The 18,941-nt window shown below is 37.7% G+C and carries 18 protein-coding genes; 4 read left to right on the top strand and 14 right to left on the bottom strand.

From position 1 onward, the window contains the following. Positions 1–12 precede the first annotated feature (12 nt). Positions 13–1,581, top strand: a complete 1,569-nt coding sequence (locus R2S57_RS24285; protein ID WP_316847512.1) for a hypothetical protein — start codon at positions 13–15, stop codon at positions 1,579–1,581. Positions 1,582–1,611: 30 nt separating this feature from the next. Next, positions 1,612–3,021: a DUF5723 family protein gene (locus R2S57_RS24280; RefSeq protein ID WP_316847511.1), complete on the top strand. Its 1,410-nt coding sequence runs from the start codon at positions 1,612–1,614 to the stop codon at positions 3,019–3,021. Position 3,022: 1 nt separating this feature from the next. On the opposite strand, the gene tsaB is transcribed toward R2S57_RS24280, so the two are convergent. From tsaB to R2S57_RS24240, 8 genes are all read right to left on the bottom strand, one after another. Continuing rightward, positions 3,023–3,718, bottom strand: a complete 696-nt coding sequence (tsaB, locus tag R2S57_RS24275; protein WP_316847510.1) for a tRNA (adenosine(37)-N6)-threonylcarbamoyltransferase complex dimerization subunit type 1 TsaB — start codon at positions 3,716–3,718, stop codon at positions 3,023–3,025. A gap of 321 nt (positions 3,719–4,039) precedes the next feature. Then, positions 4,040–4,270, bottom strand: coding sequence for a membrane protein insertion efficiency factor YidD (gene yidD, locus R2S57_RS24270; protein WP_057934022.1), 231 nt, complete (start codon positions 4,268–4,270; stop codon positions 4,040–4,042). Continuing rightward, positions 4,257–4,652, bottom strand: coding sequence for a ribonuclease P protein component (locus tag R2S57_RS24265; protein WP_316847509.1), 396 nt, complete (start codon positions 4,650–4,652; stop codon positions 4,257–4,259). The genes yidD and R2S57_RS24265 overlap by 14 nt, the downstream gene beginning before the upstream one ends. A 67-nt stretch (positions 4,653–4,719) precedes the next feature. Continuing rightward, positions 4,720–4,878, bottom strand: a complete 159-nt coding sequence (gene rpmH, locus R2S57_RS24260) for a 50S ribosomal protein L34 (RefSeq protein WP_010601723.1) — start codon at positions 4,876–4,878, stop codon at positions 4,720–4,722. Positions 4,879–5,782: 904 nt separating this feature from the next. Continuing rightward, positions 5,783–6,517 (bottom strand): LytR/AlgR family response regulator transcription factor, encoded by a 735-nt coding sequence (locus R2S57_RS24255; protein ID WP_316847508.1) that lies wholly within the window; start codon positions 6,515–6,517, stop codon positions 5,783–5,785. Further along, positions 6,495–7,556: a sensor histidine kinase gene (locus tag R2S57_RS24250; RefSeq protein ID WP_316847507.1), complete on the bottom strand. Its 1,062-nt coding sequence runs from the start codon at positions 7,554–7,556 to the stop codon at positions 6,495–6,497. The genes R2S57_RS24255 and R2S57_RS24250 overlap by 23 nt, the downstream gene beginning before the upstream one ends. Beyond that, complete coding sequence (locus R2S57_RS24245) at positions 7,546–7,893, bottom strand: DUF4288 domain-containing protein (RefSeq protein WP_316847506.1); 348 nt, start codon at positions 7,891–7,893, stop codon at positions 7,546–7,548. The genes R2S57_RS24250 and R2S57_RS24245 overlap by 11 nt, the downstream gene beginning before the upstream one ends. Before the next feature lie 23 nt (positions 7,894–7,916). Next, a complete protein-coding gene (locus tag R2S57_RS24240; protein WP_316847505.1) occupies positions 7,917–8,687 on the bottom strand; it encodes a LiaF transmembrane domain-containing protein in 771 nt (256 codons plus the stop codon). Positions 8,688–8,819: 132 nt separating this feature from the next. Between R2S57_RS24240 and R2S57_RS24235 the strand changes: the two genes are divergently transcribed. Continuing rightward, complete coding sequence (locus tag R2S57_RS24235) at positions 8,820–9,692, top strand: ChaN family lipoprotein (protein WP_316847504.1); 873 nt, start codon at positions 8,820–8,822, stop codon at positions 9,690–9,692. Positions 9,693–9,737: 45 nt separating this feature from the next. Here R2S57_RS24235 and mscL read toward each other — a convergent pair whose 3' ends face one another. Beyond that, positions 9,738–10,127, bottom strand: a complete 390-nt coding sequence (gene mscL, locus R2S57_RS24230) for a large-conductance mechanosensitive channel protein MscL (RefSeq protein WP_316847503.1) — start codon at positions 10,125–10,127, stop codon at positions 9,738–9,740. A gap of 167 nt (positions 10,128–10,294) precedes the next feature. Here mscL and rpoN point away from each other — a divergent pair, with 167 nt between their 5' ends. Next, on the top strand, positions 10,295–11,767 hold the full coding sequence (gene rpoN, locus R2S57_RS24225; RefSeq protein WP_316847502.1) for an RNA polymerase factor sigma-54: 1,473 nt from the start codon (positions 10,295–10,297) through the stop codon (positions 11,765–11,767). Between the two features lie 548 nt (positions 11,768–12,315). Here the strand turns inward: rpoN and R2S57_RS24220 are convergent. The 5 genes from R2S57_RS24220 to R2S57_RS24200 form a co-directional block, all read right to left on the bottom strand. Beyond that, positions 12,316–13,326, bottom strand: a complete 1,011-nt coding sequence (locus tag R2S57_RS24220) for a type IX secretion system membrane protein PorP/SprF (protein WP_316847501.1) — start codon at positions 13,324–13,326, stop codon at positions 12,316–12,318. Positions 13,327–13,328: 2 nt separating this feature from the next. Then, positions 13,329–16,886: a PKD domain-containing protein gene (locus R2S57_RS24215; RefSeq protein WP_316847500.1), complete on the bottom strand. Its 3,558-nt coding sequence runs from the start codon at positions 16,884–16,886 to the stop codon at positions 13,329–13,331. A 267-nt stretch (positions 16,887–17,153) separates the two neighbouring features. Continuing rightward, positions 17,154–17,366 carry a hypothetical protein gene (locus R2S57_RS24210; RefSeq protein ID WP_316847499.1) on the bottom strand — a complete coding sequence of 71 codons (213 nt, stop codon included), beginning with the start codon at positions 17,364–17,366 and terminating at the stop codon, positions 17,154–17,156. 57 nt (positions 17,367–17,423) lie between these two features. After that, entirely contained in the window at positions 17,424–17,564 is a 141-nt protein-coding gene (locus R2S57_RS24205; protein ID WP_029280163.1) for a twin-arginine translocase TatA/TatE family subunit, read from the bottom strand. 388 nt (positions 17,565–17,952) lie between these two features. Then, entirely contained in the window at positions 17,953–18,807 is an 855-nt protein-coding gene (locus R2S57_RS24200; protein WP_316847498.1) for an HD domain-containing protein, read from the bottom strand. Positions 18,808–18,941 lie beyond the last annotated feature (134 nt).

Genomic DNA, 18,941 nt, shown 5'->3' with positions numbered 1-18,941 from the left:
GTTGCACAGCAGATGAAAAAAATCGTAATTCTAACTAGTGCATTATTTTTAGGTGTAGCCTTTATGGCCTACTTCTATTTTTCAAAATTGGGTACAGATAATGATGCGAAAGATCTGGCCTTGCAATCGGCAACCAATAATGCGGCCCTGGTATTTTCTTTTCAGAACGACAAAGGTTTTTACGATATTATTGAAGGGCAACAACTCCTTCAGCAGGTTTTGGGAGAGGACAAAATGAATCTGCTAAAGCAGTTAAAAACCAGTATAATTGACGACAATGTTTTGAACCGATACCTGAAAGATCAGCAGATTTATATCAGTGTACTCCCCGATTCGAATAAAACCCTCAACTTTCTGATCACTTTACAGATTCAGCAGGATAACGATATCAAAAAATTCTACGAACAGCTAAAATCCAAAAAAGCAATTACCGAAAAATCGATGGAACTTTATAACGTTAGGGTTAACGACAGCTTGTCTGTTTATCTGGGTATCCATAATCAGGTGTTAACAGTTTCAACTTCACTGAAACTGATCAATGACGCTAGTGTCCGTTTAACGGAAAATCCATTTACGGAATATATCAAAGCGAACAACCGACAGATTAAAAACGTATTGGCTCATGTTTATATCAATTTTAATCAGGCTCCCTTATTACTCAAAAACATTATTGCGGGTAACATTAATGGAGAAATTGGCATTTTTAATAAACAGAATAGTTTTGCGGTACTCAATTATAACTTCAGTAAAGAAAAAATTCTTTTCAGTGGCAATACCGAATTGAAAGATCAAGTCAACTATCTTAAACTTTTCGAAAATACAGCCGCACAAAACACATCAATACAGAATATTTTACCAGAGAATACGGCCAATTATGCCCTCTATGCTTATGAGGAGTACGGCAAGTGGCTTAAAAAACTAATCAATTGGCAAGCGCAAACCAATGCAACAACCAAGGCCAATGCGGTGATTAAAAATATTAAAGATGAATACCGGATAGATTTGAATACGATATTCCCTGTATATACAAAAAATCAATTTGTACTTTTTCAATTGAGCACAACCGAAAAACTAGGTGCCATTTCCTTAATCAATGGAGAAAAAGTGAAACAGCTCTTGCTTGATGTAAGTGCTGACTATAATGAAGATATTAAATTATTTAAATCATCTGATATCTTGTACAGTTACTTTGGCGAGCCATTTAAAAAGTTTGGTCGGCCATATTATACCATCGTAGACAATAATTTGGTTGTAGCGAATAACGCGAGTACAGTTCAATCATTTTTAAATGATTATAAAAAGAACAAGTTACTGATTCAAACACCACAATATGTAGATGCGGTAAACCAAATTTCGACCACTTGTAATGTGAGCTATTACATCAACACCAAAAATTCGGCAGATATTTTCAGAAACAATATCCAACTTCCTTTTTACAAACATCTAAGGGCAGATAGTGGGTTAAAAAGTTTCGACACTTTTTATTATCAGATGAGTGCAGACAAAGACAAGTTTATCACTAACTTGCTTTTAAACAAATATTTAAAACCAGAAATACCAGATTCGTTAAGTAACCGTTAATAAGAAACAAGCCAAAAAAAACTATTTTACATGAAGAAACTCTTACTTGCGTTACTGGTTTTAACCAGCTTCGGAGTTGCAAATGCACAACAGTATGCACTTTTTGGCACCAAAACCATGTTTGATGCTTTCGAAAACCCATCTCAAAAATCTTTCACACTCGATTCATCCCGAAAATTCTCTTCAAATTTCTTTTTGCCTTATTTTGGTATTAATGCCATCAACAAAGGAAGTTCTAAATCTATTATACGCCGGCTGACGCAGCAAGGTGTGTACAATACAACCGGTATACCAATCGGTACCGGAGAAATGAATCATTTTTCGGAAAACAGCAATATCTATGTGGCCTCATTCCGATTATTTAAATCGTACAAATACCAGAAAGAGATGGGCTTTGCGTGGCAGATCAGATCTGATGCCAATATCGAATATACCAACGAAACCCTCGCAATTTTCGATTCTTTTGAAAGATTTAACAAAGGCCAGCAATATTACAGTGTATTCAATACTAAGGGATATGAGCAAACTTATCATCAGTTTAGCTTTACCTACAGAGAAAACTGGAACAAGAGACTAGCCTTTGGGCTAAAAGCCAGTGTATTGAGCGGAATACTTTACAACAAACTTGATATCTCTGATTCTTTCTTATACATAGATCCTGAAATATCGAGATTGTTGATCGGCTTAAAAGGTACCTATTCGAGTAACTTCTCAGGTTTTGACAATGTAGATCAAAAAAACTTCTTCCCTAGTTTTAAAAACCCTGGTGTATCGCTAAGTTTTGGAACCAATTACACGACAAAGAAAGGTCTGTTTTTAATGGCCAACATCAAAGATTTAGGTTTTATCTGGTGGAGAAGCAATACACAGCACAGCCCAATAGATCAATATAAAGTGATCGAAAATTTAGAGGATCAATCCAACACCAATCAGGAAATAAAGAATATTTTTTTACTTGCAGAGCAAAGCAAAAAGTTTTTGGCACCTACAAATGCTAAACTTGATGTATATATGTCTAAGCGCTACGGTTTTTACAAACCTGCATTAGCCGTTTCGAAAAACCTGTTTTACCAGGGTGGAGATATTGCTTTTGTAAATACTTTCATTGTCAACGATTTTTCTGGCAGTGTTACGCCATTATATAATTTAAATGGCGTATTTATGGTTGGGCTACAAGGAAAATACCAGACCCCGAATTTTGAGTTATTTATGGGTACCGATAATTTAGTGGCTACCAGTTTCCAGGCTTACGGACTACTTAAAAACGATGCCCGTGTAGGCAGCGGACCAAATGGCGCTTCTTTTTATATGGGGGTTGGTATTAAATTTGGAAGAACGGTTAACCATCCGCAGTTTGCAGATGTAATACCAGGTATAAACGACAACGGTAATGGAGGCAGTTTCTTTAAAAGCTTATTTTCGGTATTTAAGCGAAAATAACCTAACCTTGTGCCTGTTGTTTTTTAGAGGCTGTAACTACAAAATCTTTTAAATAAAAAGGCTCAAAATAAGCAACATCTTCAAAATTACCTTTATCGAAGGCTTCGGCGGCTAAGCGCGACATATATGTAGCCGAATTAAAATTCGACGGATTAAACCTTGCATTGTGGTGGCTTAAAACTTCAGCGCATTTGGCTGCACCATCGCCTAAAAAGGTAATGGGTTGTTGCGCAATAAAATCAGCGAAACTTGTTTCATCGATAATCTTTGCTTCTGTGGGTATTAATATATTTAAAGAAGGATCAAAGATTGAGGTATAAACCTCCATCCTTCTGGCGTCAATCATCGGGCAGATTAACCCCATATAATCGGGATTTTCTGTTAAAAAACCTGCTGCCATCATCTCCAACGTTTCAATAGCAATTATTGGCTTATTTAGTGCATAACACAGGCCTTTTGCGGTAGAAACCCCAATACGAAGTCCGGTGTAAGATCCTGGTCCTTTACTTACGGCAACAGCATCCAAATCCTTGTAACTTACTCCTGCAGTTTTAAGCACCTCATCAATAAACAAGGTTAAATTAGCTGCATGGAGGTTTTGTCCTTGTTCTTCTTTAAATGAAATCGTTTCGCCGTTGATAGATAGTGCCACTGAACAAACTGCAGTAGCTGTTTCTATTTGAAGTATTTTAGCCATTGCGCAAAGATATTAATAAAATGGAAGATGGAAGAGGGATTATGGAAGATGTGGCGCGCTTGGCGGTGAGCGTTTGGCGTCAAAATTATAGATTAGTCTGTAATGCGCATAGAAATAGGCGTTCGGGGTCGATTAACCGATTAATTAGTCCGCAGTCCAGAGTCCTTAGTCTAGAGTCGATTACCGCGCGAAGTCACCATGAGCGGAGTCGAATGGCGATTAAAGTTGGGAGTTTGATTTCAATTAAACGTTTTAACCAGTTAACCGATTAACCCAATGAACCTTGACTAAGGACTAACGACTTCGGACTCAGGACTAAAACTAAGGAACCGGATCGTGCCCATGCTTGCCCCATGGATGACAACGGCCAATGCGTTTCAGCGCCAACCAGCCACCTTTAAATGGTCCATGTTTTTTAATGGCTTCTACACCATACTGAGAACAAGTTGGTGTGAAGCGGCAGTTAGCACCCAACATGGGAGAAATAGCATATTGATATACTTTAATTAAGCCTAGAAAAAACCAGCCGAAAATTTTATTAATGAATTTCATTGGGCTGGATTAAATTTTGAAAGCGTTTAAAGGTCGCAATCAGCTTTTTCTCTAGAAAGGCAAATTCATATTTATCTTTACCTACAAACTGAATGGAAAACAAAAGTAATCCCCTATCGGTTGGCAATGGAATATATAATTTATCTTGTTTATTTAAGCGATAAGCTTCGCGTATGCGCCGTTTGAGTAGATTACGATCTACTGCGCGCTTATATCTTTTTTTAGGAACGTTGATCACCACCTGTGCCTGCACATCGGCCGCTTGATCGACAAAAAGATAGGAAACCCGAAATGGGTATAATAAAAAAGAAGAACCGTTTTTAAACAACAGGTCTAAATGTTTCCTGCTGCATAACCGTTCTTCTTTCCTGAATGTGTACATATATTTTTGATTGATAACTGCAGATTTTGATCTGCCAATTCCGAATGAACGGAAAAGCAATCAAAAATTATGCTTTATGCTTGCGTTCGTCAGAAACTGTTAATCTTTTTCTTCCTTTAGCACGACGTGATGCTAATACTCGTCTGCCGTTAGCTGTTGCCATTCTTTCGCGGAAGCCGTGTTTGTTTCTTCTCTTTCTTTGCGAAGGTTGGTATGTTCTTTTCATGACTGTATATTATCTATTGTAAAATTTAAGAGGTGCAAATATAAAGCGATTTCTCTACAAATGCAAGAGTGATTAATTATTATTTTTTTCTATTTAATGCAAATGTAGAAAATCTTTTGAAAAACGCGACTAATGGTATATTTATAATTGACTGTTTGCCTCATTTGTTGCTGTTCATGAAACGTTCTTACGGAACGAAAATATAAATATTTTTTTTCTACCCATGATCCGTCCCCCATGGGACGAGCAGGATACCTACACGAATGGATATGAAACGGTAGAAGGGAGCTGCCCCAAATAGCTGCAACCACAGCCGTAAAATAAACATGATTGTAGTGGTAATCCTTTTTGTCAAGCTGAGGGATAATTTATTTTATAAAAATCAATATGATTGACATGATTTTAAGGAAATGAATATCCTATGGGTATCGTCATTGCGAGAAGGCTTTTTCAGCCGACGAAGCAATCTTACAACGATCGCTAGTAGCTTGCGCTTTAAGATTGCCTGCCTGCCAATGGTAGCGGAGTCGAAGGGCAAAAAGATGGTAAAGAAAAGCAGGACTAACAATAATTTTAGCACTCAATTGCTTTCCAAAAAAAATATTCCGTTCTGGGAGATATCAACAAATAGAATTAGTTATCATAATTTCACGATCTTCCGTTTAAAAACCAAAAGCGCCAACACAAGTAAACAAGATATTACAAAAAGAACTTCCATTAGCAAAATGGATTGGCAAAGGTTATCTCCACTTATTATAGAAATACAGTCACTTCCACCATCTGTTTCATATTTTATTACCATTGTATTTAAAATACCAAATGGGAAAAGAAAAACCCCAAAAATGGCGCAGTACAATAGAATACGATAATAGATTTTATTGATTTCTGATTAATTCGTAAACTTCTACAAGCCCAATGCCGCTTTTAACTTCACATAACCCGTTTTGCTTACCGGTAACCAGATATCAGATTTTAACAGCACCACATAACTATCCTTCTCTTTTAACTCTATTTTGGTAACCTGAGCCAGGTTAATGATGTACGACCGGTGTATACGGATAAACTGGCTGGCATCGAGTGTTTGTTCGAAGTACGCCATGGTTTTATTTTTATAGAAAGCACCGTCCACCGTACTTAATTTCACATAATCATCATCAGCCTCTAAATAGTTGATATCGGCAACCGGAATAATTTTGATCACACCATCTTTTTTCACCACTACCCTATTGTTCTGCGCCGGACTTAAAGCCGCTGCATCTAAAACAGCTTCGGTATTTTCGGTCTGGTTTAACTTGTTTGGCAGTTTTTTAATGGCCGCATCGAAGCGCGATTTATCAATCGGCTTAAGCAGGTAATCTACCGCATTCACCTCAAAAGCTTTAATGGCATACTCATCAAAAGCGGTTGTAAAAATTACCGCAGGTTTATCTTCAACGAGTTCGAGCATTTCGAAACCGCTTATTTTTGGCATCTGGATGTCCAGAAAAATTAAATCGGGCTTATGTAAGGTAATTGCTTTTAAGCCTTCAAAACCATCACCACATTCGGCTACAATTTCTATTTCTGCATGATCTGAAAGGTAATATTTTACAATATCTCTTGCTAAAGGCTCATCGTCAATTAGTATTGTTCTGATCATTTTTTTGTGGAATTTTTAGGGTGGTAATATATAAATTATTTGCCTCAATATCGGTTTGCAATAGATGAGTATTCGCAAATAACAGATATAACCTACGTTTAATGGCACTTAAACCGAATCCCGTCCCCCCAGCGGCTTTCATTTCGGGATCAAAAGGATTTTGTACCCGGAGCTGCAAAATATTATGCTCAACCGTAACATCTACCTTAATGGTAATCCCTGCTGAAGTATTATAAAGTCCGAATTTAATCGCATTTTCTACTATAGGTTGTAATAAAGTACCTGGTAAACAAAGATTTAAGGTATCTTCTGCTACATTTACTTCGATATTTAACCGATGACTAAACCTTACCTTCTCGATATCAAGATACAATTGGATATACTCCATTTCTTCCTCTACAGAAACCCATAATTCGTCATCACGTTTTAAGGTTCCACGCAGAAATGAAGCCAATTTCATAATCATTACCCCTGCCTCTTTTGGGTTAACCATGGTTAATGCAAACACCGAGTTTAGGCTATTAAAAAGAAAATGTGGTTGTAATTGATGTCTTAGCTTATTCAATTCGGCTTCCTTAGCTAAACTTTTAACAGCCGAAAGCCTCTCATGCGTTTCCGACTGTTCTTCCAGGCGGTACCAGAGAATATTGGCTAAAGCACACCAGGCCAAACACATGAATGAAATCAATCCGCGGAAAGCAAAAGAGAAATTATAAAAATCTTTATACTCTTTATAATCGGCAAAGATATAGAGTACAGCGTACTTTGCCGCGAAAATGATTACAAAGGTGAGCGCAAGGGTAATAATGAGCACGTAGAGTATACGTTCATTTTTAGGCTGATAATAACCCAACATGTTGCTGATCCCAATGCAGGCCAAAGCGAGTAAAAAATTATTGATTAAGCTATCTGTTACCGATATCCACCAGGAAAAATTTACCACGTAATGCAATCCGACACCACACATTACAGTCCATACTATTGCAATGGAAAGGGATATTTTCTGTATTTGTGGAACGGATAAAGGTCTAGTTGTCAAAATGGTTTTGATTAGTTAATGATTTATTGCGGTGTTTTAGCTTTTCCAGATATTGATCCACCGATTTGGGCTCAACAATTTTGGAACTGATTTCTACACCATCGGTAAGCTCTTCTACTTCCGATATTCCACCTACACCTAAAAACTTCCATACTACTTTATCTCCCTGGCAATTGTTAAAAGACGGATTAAAATGTACGGCATTCAAATTAGCCTTGTTTAAGGCATGCGCAATTCCCTCTGCAAGGATCAAACGCGTTTGCTCATTAAACTGGGGCGTATGTTTCCCCTCACCACAAATTACCTGATAGATACAATTTACTGCAAACCATTTCATAGGCGATGTTTTATTATAAATGTTTAGAAACTTTTTATCTCGATCCCCCCAAACAAAGCCGTCCCATCTAAAATTAATGTTTTTGTCATTTCTGCCACGGGCATTAAATGCGATCTTTTATCCTCCACACTTCCGAATAAAGCAGTTACATTCGATTTAATGGCCCAATTTTGTGGTACGATCAATTTAATCCCACCAAAAACCGCTGTCACATCAAGCGATACCGTTTCAGGGAAATCGGCCTGGGTCATTATGATATCGGCTCCTCCAAATACAGCGGTAATATCGCCACCTTGAAAGTTTTTAGAGTAAACCGTTTGGTTACTGCCTCCAAAAACAGCCATTACATCAATTATATCGTTATTATTTACCGTTTTTTCATCGGTAGCTGTCCCAAAATCAAAATCGGCTTTGTTTTTATCTTTATTCTTCCGTTTCTTCCCTAAAAATCCGGTATCTTTTGGTCTGAAGATTAAAAAACCACCAACAATGACCAAACCCAGTCCTAAAGCATATTTAGATAAATTTATATCCAATCCAGGTATATCATTTAATGTATTGTATGCGCCGATTAAAATCAGGATCAGCCAGGCTACACCCTTAAAGTTACGACGAACGCCGATAAATACACCAAGTACAATTAAAAAATTAGACCAGCTGAATATCCACCTTGGAATATTTAGCCCCATATTGTTTAATAGAAATGCAAATCCGATGATGACGATGAGGAAACCACTCCAAACCCTTCCTGAGTTTTTAAGCTGATTGTTATCGTTATGATTAATATTTTCCATGTGTGTTCATATTTAATATGCTAAAAGTATGGATAAGCGCCCGATCATAACAGACGCAACGTGCAAGAACTCGGTAAAAGGCGGTAAGTGACCTTATTTTATCGGTGAAAATTATTTTGTTAATTTGAGGGTATGAAATTTTCCCTATTAATCTTTGTCCTCTCTATTTCTACAGCTCTCTATGCACAGGAAATCAGTAGCCATTATAAGATTTACGATGTAAAAAAGCAAAAGACCATTTCGATAGAGGATCTAGTTGCCGACATGAGCGCTGCAGATGTTTTGTTTTTTGGAGAAGACCACAATGATTCCATCGGGCATTACCTGGAAGCGGAAATATTTAAAAAACTCAGCGATAAATACCCGCAAAAAACGGCCTTATCATTAGAAATGTTCCATACTGATGTACAACCCCAAGTTGATGAGTACTTAGCAGGATTAATTTCGGAAAAAAACTTTATTAAGGAAGGAAGGGCCTGGGGAAATTATAAAGACTACAGGCCTTTGGTAGAATATGCCAAACAGAACCATCTACAAGTAATTGCCGCCAACGCCGCAACACGTTACAGCAATGCAGTTACCATGGGCGGACTGAAGGTATTGGAAAAATTCCCCAAAACATCATTTAATTTTTTGCCACCGCTACCTGTTGATACTGCCCAGGGCAGATATTATGAAAAATTCGCAGAAACTTTAGGCGGCCATAACATGGGATCAATGCAGATTTATCAGACCCAAAACTTATGGGATGCCACCATGGCGTGGTCTGTAAACAAGTTTGTTAAGACAAATAAAGGCGTGAAGGTAATGCAGCTCAACGGCCGTTTCCATAGTGATGAAAAATTGGGCACATTGGCCAAGTTGGCAAAACTAAATCCAAAATTAAAAATCCTGAATATCTCATCTTTTTCCAATGAAAGTTTTGCTCAGCCAGATTGGGAGAAATTTAAAAGCCTTGGCGATTATATCATCATAACCGATCCTACTGTAAAAAAAAGCTATTAAAGATAAAGCCATCCAGATGAAAAATCGGGATGGCTTTATTATATGTTATGCTTTAGCTTTTAATAAATCTCTAATTTCAGTTAAAAGTACTTCTTCTTTAGTTGGTACCGGTGCTGCTGCTGGAGCGGCGGCCTCTTTTTTCTTCAAATTATTGGCACCTTTAATAATAAGGAAAAGAACCAATGCAACGATGATAAAAGAGATTACCTGCGAAAGAAAATTTCCATACTTAATTGCGGTACCGGCAATGGTGAGTTTGCTAAGATCTTCTAAACCTGCCGCTTTTAGCGCTGGTCCTAAAACCGCTGGTGTAATAATATCTTCAACCAAAGAGCTAACAATTTTCCCGAATGCAGCCCCAATGATTACACCGACAGCCAGGTCAAGTACGTTTCCCTTAACTGCAAAATCCTTAAATTCTTTTACAAAGCCCATAATTTATTAAGTTTTAGTTTTTTTATTTACTAAAGTAGCAAACATTAAACTCAATACAAATGTTTAGGAAATAATTTTAAAACCAAACATATCGATAGCATTTAGCTCAAATCAGCAGAATATCTGAAATCTATTGTTTATTTTTGCCACATTCTTTTATATTTAATATGCTAAAGCAACACTTACAACAAAAATTATTACAAAAGTTATCACCTCAACAAATACAGTTTATTAAACTGTTGCAGGTGCCAACCGTTGCTTTAGATACCCGGGTAAAAGAAGAACTGGAAGAAAATCCAGCGCTTGAAGATCCAAGTTTAATGACTCAGGATGAGCCAAAAAGCGAATACGATGATTTAAACGACGGTCCAGAGGATTACGAAAAATCATCAGAAGACACCAGCATGGATGAGTTTAATGTGGATGACTATCTGCAGGACGACGCTGCCAACGACTATAGCACCAACTACAATAATGGAGATGACGATGAGGAGAAAAAAGAAACCCCTATTGCCATCGAAAGTACCTTTTTCGAAAGTTTACAGGAACAATTAGACCTTATCCCCCTATCCGATCAGGATTTTATCATCGGTAAACAGATTATCGGCAGTTTAGACGACGATGGTTATTTACGCCGTCCGCTGGGTTCGATGATCGATGACCTTGCTTTTTCGCAGAATGTTATTGTTGAAGAAGAAGATGTATTGGAGATGCTAAAACTGATCCAGAGTTTTGATCCTCCGGGCATTGGGGCAAGAGATCTGAAAGAATGTTTGCTTATCCAATTAAAAAAGAAAGATTCAAACAATCCAATCATAGTAAAGGCAATGAATGTTGTAGAAAACTATCTGGATGAATTTACCCGCAAACATTACGATAAATTAGAAAAAAGTTTAGGCTTAGATAGCGAAGAATTGAAGGAGGTGGTTAACGAAATTTTGCGTTTAAACCCAAAACCGGGTGATGCCAATCAGGTAACTACCAAACAGATGCAAATTATTCCTGATTTTCACATCAGCAATAATGATGGCATATTGATCCTGACTTTAAACTCAAAAAATGCTCCTGAATTAAAGGTAAGCCGTTCGTATCAGGAAATGTTCGAGCATTATGATAAAGCCTCATCAAAAGATAAAAAGCTGAAAGAAGCCGTTCAGTTTGTTAAACAGAAGTTGGATTCGGCCAGGTGGTTTATCGATGCCATTAAACAAAGACAACAGACTTTGTTAAAAACGATGAATGCCATTATGCATTATCAATACGAATATTTTTTAACGGCCGATGAGCGTAAAATGCGCCCAATGATCTTAAAAGATATTGCAGATAAGATCGATATGGATATTTCAACCGTATCGAGGGTGGCGAATTCTAAATATGTACAGACTGAATTTGGTACTTTTTTATTAAAATCATTCTTCTCAGAAGCCATCCAAACCGAAAATGGTGAAGAAGTTTCGAACAAAGAAGTTAAAAAAATATTAGAAGACTGCATCGGCAATGAAGATAAGCGTAAACCTTTGGCAGATGAAAAACTGACTGAAATTTTAAAAGAAAGAGGTTATAACATCGCCAGAAGAACGGTTGCCAAATACCGTGAACAGATGAATATCCCTGTTGCCAGGTTAAGGAAAGAACTTTAGTTCAGTTCACAGTTTTCAGTTATTGGTTTTCAGTTTACTGCAAGGTTTCAATTGCAAACTGCCAACTGAAAGCATTGCACACTATATAGACTATCTAGTGTGATTGGAAATGAGCAGTTCTGTGTGCTTGGCGGTTTACAGTCCTGCCATTCGCTATAGTCCCGATGAAAAATCGGGAGCTGCCGCTGTTGTCAGGTTTAAGAACAAAGGTTTCCGTCGCAACCCCAAAAATGAAAAACTATTTTAGCCATTTAGCCCCGGCTGAAGCATTACCCCAATGTCATTAAGTCAAGCCCTAATCACAGCCAAACATAATTTAACCACAACCTGTCCCGATTTCGGGAGATAAAAAGGATGGACACACCTGCCCAACCGTTCAGGCGGGGATATCAAGATCAGTGTTTATTCCCGCCTGACCAGTCGGACAGGTGTGTCCATCTGTGGTTAAAAACCATTAGCTTAATAGACGGGAGGAAACTTACTGTCCTATACAGGTTTGCGCTCCAATCTACAAGCTGCATATTTATTAAAATCTGAAGACTGCTAGATTACCACATTCTAATGTACGATGGTACTTTGTAGATATTATTTAACAATAAGCCCAATACTATTTCGTGACTGCCGTTACTCACCTGGTTCAGTTCAGAAGTGGTAAAATCGTAAGAATAGGTTAAATTAACCATTTTACCGATATTGAAACCTGCCATTGCTGCAAAGGAATCATCTTTACGATAGCTTCCACCCAACCATATTTTATCTTTAAAAGCCAGTTTGAGGTTTAAATCAACCGATACCGGTGCAGGTGATACATACTTTACCATCACCGAAGGTATTGCTGAGATTTCGTCATCTACAAAAAGCTTATACCCAGCTGTGGCAAAATAATGTGGCGCTTCTTTGCCTAAATTGTAATTGTTATCGCCAGAAAAACTTAATTTTTGCGGTAAAATCTGCTGTACAGACAAACCAGCAAACAACCTTGCACCGTATAACCATAAACCAATGCTGAGGTCGGGTTTTATCTGATTAATTAGTGCTCTATTCATTACCGGATCTATCGGCGTATCGAAAGTAAGTGCATTTACATCTAACGAAATACTCGAAATGCCTGCTGCAACGCCAGCTGATAAATTAAAATCATTACTCAACTGTAAATGATAGGCATAAGTAATATTTGCGTCTAATCTTTTTATCGGACCGGTTTTATCCAGCACAGCGGTCACCCCCATTCCATGGTGTGAAGGCGACGACATATAATTTTGCATATAATTCCGATCCATCGGGTTACCTGTTTGTTCAGGAAACGATGTTAGCGCATTACTCCACAACTGTTTGTCGCCCAGGGCCCAATGTGCCGATACAAAAGAGGTTTGTGGTGCATCAGTAATTCCCGACCATTGTTTACGGTAACCGGCTTTAAAATCAAGATAATTTTCAATACCAGAAAGTGCCGGATTTAACAGATACTGGTTAAAAATGTATTGGGTATACTGTGGTTTTTGTTGTGCAAAACCTTTAAATGATGCAAAAAGCGCGAATATGATGAGGAATTTTTTCAATTTTATCTGATTATAGTGAGCGGTCCTGTAATTGTTTTTCGCCCATTCTGCGGGTTAATAATGTAATAATAAACGCCAACCGGAAGTGGTTCATTCTGGTAGTTTCCATCGAAAGGAATTTTATATCCTTTACTGAAAAACACTTTATTTCCGTTTCTGTTAAAAACTTCTACCGTGGCATTCGGGTAAGATTCTAAATATTTAATAATCCAGGTATCGTTTACATTGTCTCCGTTTGGCGTAAAGGTATTTGGTGGGTTTAAGGCTTGCAATACCTTTACCAACACTTTTGATGTTGTTGCACATCCATCTGGCTGCGTAGTGGCTGTGAGTGTATATTCCGTATCCTTATCTGGTGATACTATTGGATTCAATACATCTGTTCTGCTGAGGCCTGTTGCAGGCGACCATGCATATTTTAAATTTATACCCTCGGCCGTAGCTGGAATTTCTATTTGACCGCCAGCAAGGATGTAGATCTCAGTACCTGCATTAACAACCGGCGATTTATATACTTCTATGCTTTTAGTAATCGAAGCCGAACAGCTATTATCACCAGTATAGGTATAAGTGATTTCATGGAAACCCACTCCAGCAATTTTAGGATTAAAAGTTCCATCTGCTCTTATGCCATCGCCACTGTATACACCTGGTGGACCATTCATTTCTTCACCAGCTTTCTGTCTCGCCTGCGTAATCAGCACGGTTCCGTCAGCTTCGCAAATAGATGCCATATCATCAAATTCCAATTGGGGCACAGGTTTTACGGTAACCTCCTGATCTGAATACTTCGAGCAGCTTTCACCCGAATAAGCAACAAGTCTTATGATAAATTTCCGATCAACTGAGCCACCAAAATTATCATACTTAATGGCAATATCACTGGCGTCGGGATATGGGATTGTCTTATAAATCACGGCTTCTCTGCCATAATCTCTATAAATCTCAATTTTGGTAATGTTGCCCGAAATAGCAGTTGAAGTATTTTTGATGAGAATATTTTCACTAGCACAGCTATTGTTGTTGATAATCTCAAAATCAGCTTCTTTAACATCACCATTAACCGTGAAACTTTTTGAAACTGGCACCATACATCCATCCTGATTTGACATTATCAGCGTTATGGTATAATCTCCAGGCGCAGGAGGCGTAAAAGCGCCATCCAAACCAACAGAACTACCCAATGGGTTGCTATTATTTTCTGTATAGGTCCATTGCGCCGTTAAACCAGAGGTCGTTCCATCCGCATTTTTAGAAATATTTCTAAACTTAGCTATTCCATCTGCCAAACAAAAATCTGGCAGCTCAAAATCTACTGTTTGCGGGCTAATCACCGTAACCATTTTGGATTTTAAATTCTCGCATCCCTTGTCGCTAACAGTGGTCAGAGTGATTTGGTATGAACCAATGGCAGTGTATTGATGAACGGGATTCTGCTCATTGGATGGGGTACTTCCATCACCAAAATCCCATACCCATTTCACGATAGTTCCAGGAGTTGCGATTGTTGACTTTTCAGTTAAAAGGATAGGCTTCCCTACACATAAACCCTTGACCTCGAAATCAGACACTGGCTGAGGATTAATCACAATGGGGTAAATCGCTGAAGTTTCCGAACACTTCGTATCCGTTGTTGCGGTTAATACTACATTATAAGTCCCTGGAAGCTCATAAATATGAACAGGATTCTGCTCTGGAGATGTTTTACCATCCCCAAAATCCCATAACCAGTTTGTTATGCTTCTCGAATTTGAATTGGATGTACTTTTATCCTTAAACAGGATTCCACTTAACTGACAACCAACTGTGGGTGGATTATCAGCAGCAGCTGTTGGTTGGTTATCGACAGAAAAATCGATAATCAGCTCTTCGGTATTGCCACAGTTATCGGCATTGGGTTTAGTAGCAATAACCTTAAATTGATAATCGCCAGCCGTAGGGTAATTCAATTCATCAGGGTATGTATAAATATAATAAGTATTAATGTCATTTGCCCTTGTAAAAGAACCTGTAGGCTCCGGAGCATTAATTGTATAAGGAGTGGCACCTTGTATCTCCCATTCTAACTTAAGGGCTTTATAGGGCAGATTTATAGTTAAATTAATGGGCTCCCCTAAACAGCCACTGGTTATGGGTTGTCCGGTAGCAGCACTTTTGGGCTGAAAGGTAAAATTCTGAATATTTGCACCAGCCAGATAAGCATATGACTCGACAGAGCCATATCCATAAGCAATGGCAGAGAAGCCACCAGCAGCAGATAACCTATGTTGAGGTTGAGTATTCGTAACATCAATTATCGCATAACTAAATGTATTATCAATTGTGATAAAATTATTCACAGGATTACCATCCAACCTAAAAGAAGCAATATCAGCTGTTTTAATAATCACGTTTAAATAGTATTTATCAATCTGGGTGGGAACCCTCACCGATTTTAAATCAGAGAATACCGTAATATTATTTAATGTTTGTTCTACAGGATTAAGCACAGTAATCTCTGGGTCTCCAGGATATGGACCATTCAATCTGGTATCAGCAGGATTATTCTGATTACAAGTTTGAGAGGTTTGGTACTGTGCAACAGAAATGGGCTTCGATCCCGAAATCACATTTGCACTGGTAGAAAAAAAGGTAATTACTGCTCCCTTATTATAAGGATTTGAAAGTGAAGTTCCATTGGCGTCAACGGTACTTCCATTAACCGTAACAATGGTATTGTCTTCAGCAACAATTACCCTCATTATGTCTGTATTGCCATGCAATGTATTATAAAAAGGTGCAGTCACAAAATTTTTGCCCCAAGATGAAACCGGAAAAACCTGCTGATAGAGATTATCACCACCACTTGGGGTACGAGGATTACCGAGATTACAGAATGCGGCCCAGGTATTACCTGTAAATACGGCAATTGGATTACAATTTAAAGATTTGATATGACTCCCGGTTAAATCGCTTGCCGATTGATATTGATATACATCTCCTTTATCCAAAGTTATTGTATAGGTAGCATTGGCAGCCCGCTTACCATTTCTTTCAGCCTGATTAGGCGTAATTTCAATTTCTGTAGCATTAACTGTAGCCACAATGGTAAACTGAGAAAAACCTTGCTGATTTCCCTGATTTTCATAACTAAATGCATAATATTCTTGTCCGAGGGTATTGGTTGGCAATACCAAAGTACCACCAGTACGCGCATTGTTCGAAATGATACTATACAATGAAATGGATTTACCGGTAACCACATGAATGGCTTTATTACGCTCTATTAAATCAGAGCTGGCCATTAATACCGGGTACTGGCCAGGATTGATTACAATAGGCAAACATGTATTGGCCGGAATGTTTGCACCAGCAACTGAAACTAACGTATTACCAATATAAACAGCGTAATCGGTGGCCTGATCCGCAGATAAAAACAATGTTAAACGCGATGCTTCGCCATCAATATGACCTGCATAAGGAACATAAAAATCTTTCCCCTTATTGGATGTATTCTGTGCAAAAGAAAAGGTTGTTGCAAAAAGCAAAAAGAACAAAACCAATAACCAATGCCTGCTCATTACCTATCAGTTTAGTTGAAAACGTTATACATGGTTATTTGATCTAGAAATGCAATATACTATTTCTCAAATCACAAGAAAAAACAATTATTAGAAATTTAACAATTTTTACCTGAAAAAACACTTTTCGTGTAATAAACCGCTGACGTAGTGTAAAAAATTTGATTAAGAATACATAATTCCAAACGAGAATTTGATTGGAGAGAAATGAATATGGATTAAAAACAAAAAAGCCAATCTTATTAAAATTGGCTATAGGATAAATATTCAGTTATCCCCTTGGTCGGACTGGTCGCCACTACCATATTTTGCAGAGAAATCTTTTGCTTTCTCATCTGCATTTTCATCATTGTGATCTTCAGGCTCCAGGTTTTCATCTAAACGATCGTTCCAATCATTTTGTCCTTTAACAGGATCTTTTTTATTTTCTTCAGTAAAATCTGATTTTGATTTGGCCTGGTCTTGATGTTGATTTTCCATTCTGCGCTTTATTTCATTGACAACATTACCCATTACAGAAAGTTTTACTTACAGCAATTATTTAACAGGGGGCTCATCTTTGGCATCCTTAAATTCTTTCACACTTTTCCCTATCCCCCTCATTAATTCTGGTAGTTTTTTACCACCAAAAATAAGCAGGATCACCACTCCGATTAAAATAATTTCTATTGCAGACATATCTTTATATTTTGTACAATATACGTAATAATTAGTTCATTGGTTCATTAGTCATTAGTTCATTGGGGTAATCTGTTTATTGATTAACTGTAAATTGAAAACTGTGAACTGGGCTAATCGGTTAATTGTTTAAATCGGTTAATTGACGCAAAATGCCTATCCCCAAACACAAGGCTAATTAACCGGCGATTTCGGAATAAACAAGATAGATCCTGAAACAAGTTCATGAGGACGGGTGAAGAAGAGAATCGACGCTAAACGCCTATCTCCAAACGCAAGGCAAATTAATCGGCGAACTGCTAAAGACTGATGACTTCGGACTGTAGACTTCCGACTCCGGACTTCGGACTTAATAAAAACGCAAAGCGCTTCCCTCCCAACGCAAAAGCTAAACCAACAAAGCATTTAAAGTCCTTTTTTTAATCTTCGGTACTACACCATGGCGCATAAATTCATCCAGGCCTTTTAATTGTTTGATCGACTTAATTGCTTCGTAACCTTCATATGAAGTCCTGATTTTATTCAGCAACATGGTATCGGTTTTAAACAGATCACTTTCTACCAAAATCCCTTTATTTAAAAACTTTTTAATCAGTTCGGCCATTTTTCCATTGGCGTAAAGGTGAAGTGGCAATTTAAACAATTCATTATTCAGTTTCTCAAATGTTTCGTTTATCCAGGATACTTCATTTTCTACATTCACCGCAATTTTTCCATCCCTTAATACAATGGCTGTTAAAAATTCGCGTGCGCGCTGGCGCGAAATGATCCCGCCATGAATACCATCCCGCAAAGTATAATCTAAGCGATCAGCGCAAAGTGATGGCAAAGGCTGTTCTAAAATATCAAATGTTCCGTAAAGAATCTGGTTTACATTATATCCATGCTTTAGCAACACATCGGGCACTTCAGATTTACATAAAACTTCTGCAAAAACCTTTTCATGATAATCTTCATCAGCATTACCAAAAACATAATCGCCCACATGCGAAAAAGCTGTATGTGAAATATCATGTAACAAGCCGGCAATCTGTTCGAGTTCTGAACCTCCCAGCATCCTGATTAACATAGCAACACCGATAGAATGTTCTAAGCGCGAATGACAAATGTCTGGATTAACCAAAAAGATAGCACCACTTTGATGTATCCCAGATAACCTCTTTAAGGCATCAGTTTTCAACAGATCAGAAAACACCTCAGGCAATTCCATTTTGCCATATAAAAAATCATTTAACTGAACCATATTGAGTTACTTTAATTAGGGAATAATCAAAAGCAAAAATACTAAATATTTTAGTTTAATTTAAAATAATTATCCACATCGAAAATCATTTAAACTAAATTAATTAGCCTAAAAACCAACTTTCAAATATTTTG

Origin of the sequence: Pedobacter psychrodurus (assembly GCF_032678585.1) — a bacterium.
Lineage (GTDB): Bacteria > Bacteroidota > Bacteroidia > Sphingobacteriales > Sphingobacteriaceae > Pedobacter > Pedobacter psychrodurus_A.
This window is presented reverse-complemented; position numbering and strand designations above follow the sequence as displayed.

Excerpts from the sequence above, each read along its gene's own strand:
- mscL (WP_316847503.1), bottom strand. The coding sequence starts at position 10,127 with ATGGGCTTTGTAAAAGAATTTAAGGATTTTGCAGTTAAGGGAAACGTA.
- rpmH (WP_010601723.1), bottom strand. The coding sequence starts at position 4,878 with ATGAAAAGAACATACCAACCTTCGCAAAGAAAGAGAAGAAACAAACAC.
- rpoN (WP_316847502.1), top strand. The coding sequence starts at position 10,295 with ATGCTAAAGCAACACTTACAACAAAAATTATTACAAAAGTTATCACCT.
- R2S57_RS24240 (WP_316847505.1), bottom strand. The coding sequence starts at position 8,687 with ATGGAAAATATTAATCATAACGATAACAATCAGCTTAAAAACTCAGGA.
- R2S57_RS24205 (WP_029280163.1), bottom strand. The coding sequence starts at position 17,564 with ATGTCTGCAATAGAAATTATTTTAATCGGAGTGGTGATCCTGCTTATT.
- R2S57_RS24215 (WP_316847500.1), bottom strand. The coding sequence starts at position 16,886 with ATGAGCAGGCATTGGTTATTGGTTTTGTTCTTTTTGCTTTTTGCAACA.
- R2S57_RS24265 (WP_316847509.1), bottom strand. The coding sequence starts at position 4,652 with ATGTACACATTCAGGAAAGAAGAACGGTTATGCAGCAGGAAACATTTA.
- R2S57_RS24235 (WP_316847504.1), top strand. The coding sequence starts at position 8,820 with ATGAAATTTTCCCTATTAATCTTTGTCCTCTCTATTTCTACAGCTCTC.
- R2S57_RS24255 (WP_316847508.1), bottom strand. The coding sequence starts at position 6,517 with ATGATCAGAACAATACTAATTGACGATGAGCCTTTAGCAAGAGATATT.
- R2S57_RS24210 (WP_316847499.1), bottom strand. The coding sequence starts at position 17,366 with ATGGAAAATCAACATCAAGACCAGGCCAAATCAAAATCAGATTTTACT.
- R2S57_RS24245 (WP_316847506.1), bottom strand. The coding sequence starts at position 7,893 with ATGAAATGGTTTGCAGTAAATTGTATCTATCAGGTAATTTGTGGTGAG.
- yidD (WP_057934022.1), bottom strand. The coding sequence starts at position 4,270 with ATGAAATTCATTAATAAAATTTTCGGCTGGTTTTTTCTAGGCTTAATT.
- R2S57_RS24280 (WP_316847511.1), top strand. The coding sequence starts at position 1,612 with ATGAAGAAACTCTTACTTGCGTTACTGGTTTTAACCAGCTTCGGAGTT.
- R2S57_RS24200 (WP_316847498.1), bottom strand. The coding sequence starts at position 18,807 with ATGGTTCAGTTAAATGATTTTTTATATGGCAAAATGGAATTGCCTGAG.
- tsaB (WP_316847510.1), bottom strand. The coding sequence starts at position 3,718 with ATGGCTAAAATACTTCAAATAGAAACAGCTACTGCAGTTTGTTCAGTG.
- R2S57_RS24285 (WP_316847512.1), top strand. The coding sequence starts at position 13 with ATGAAAAAAATCGTAATTCTAACTAGTGCATTATTTTTAGGTGTAGCC.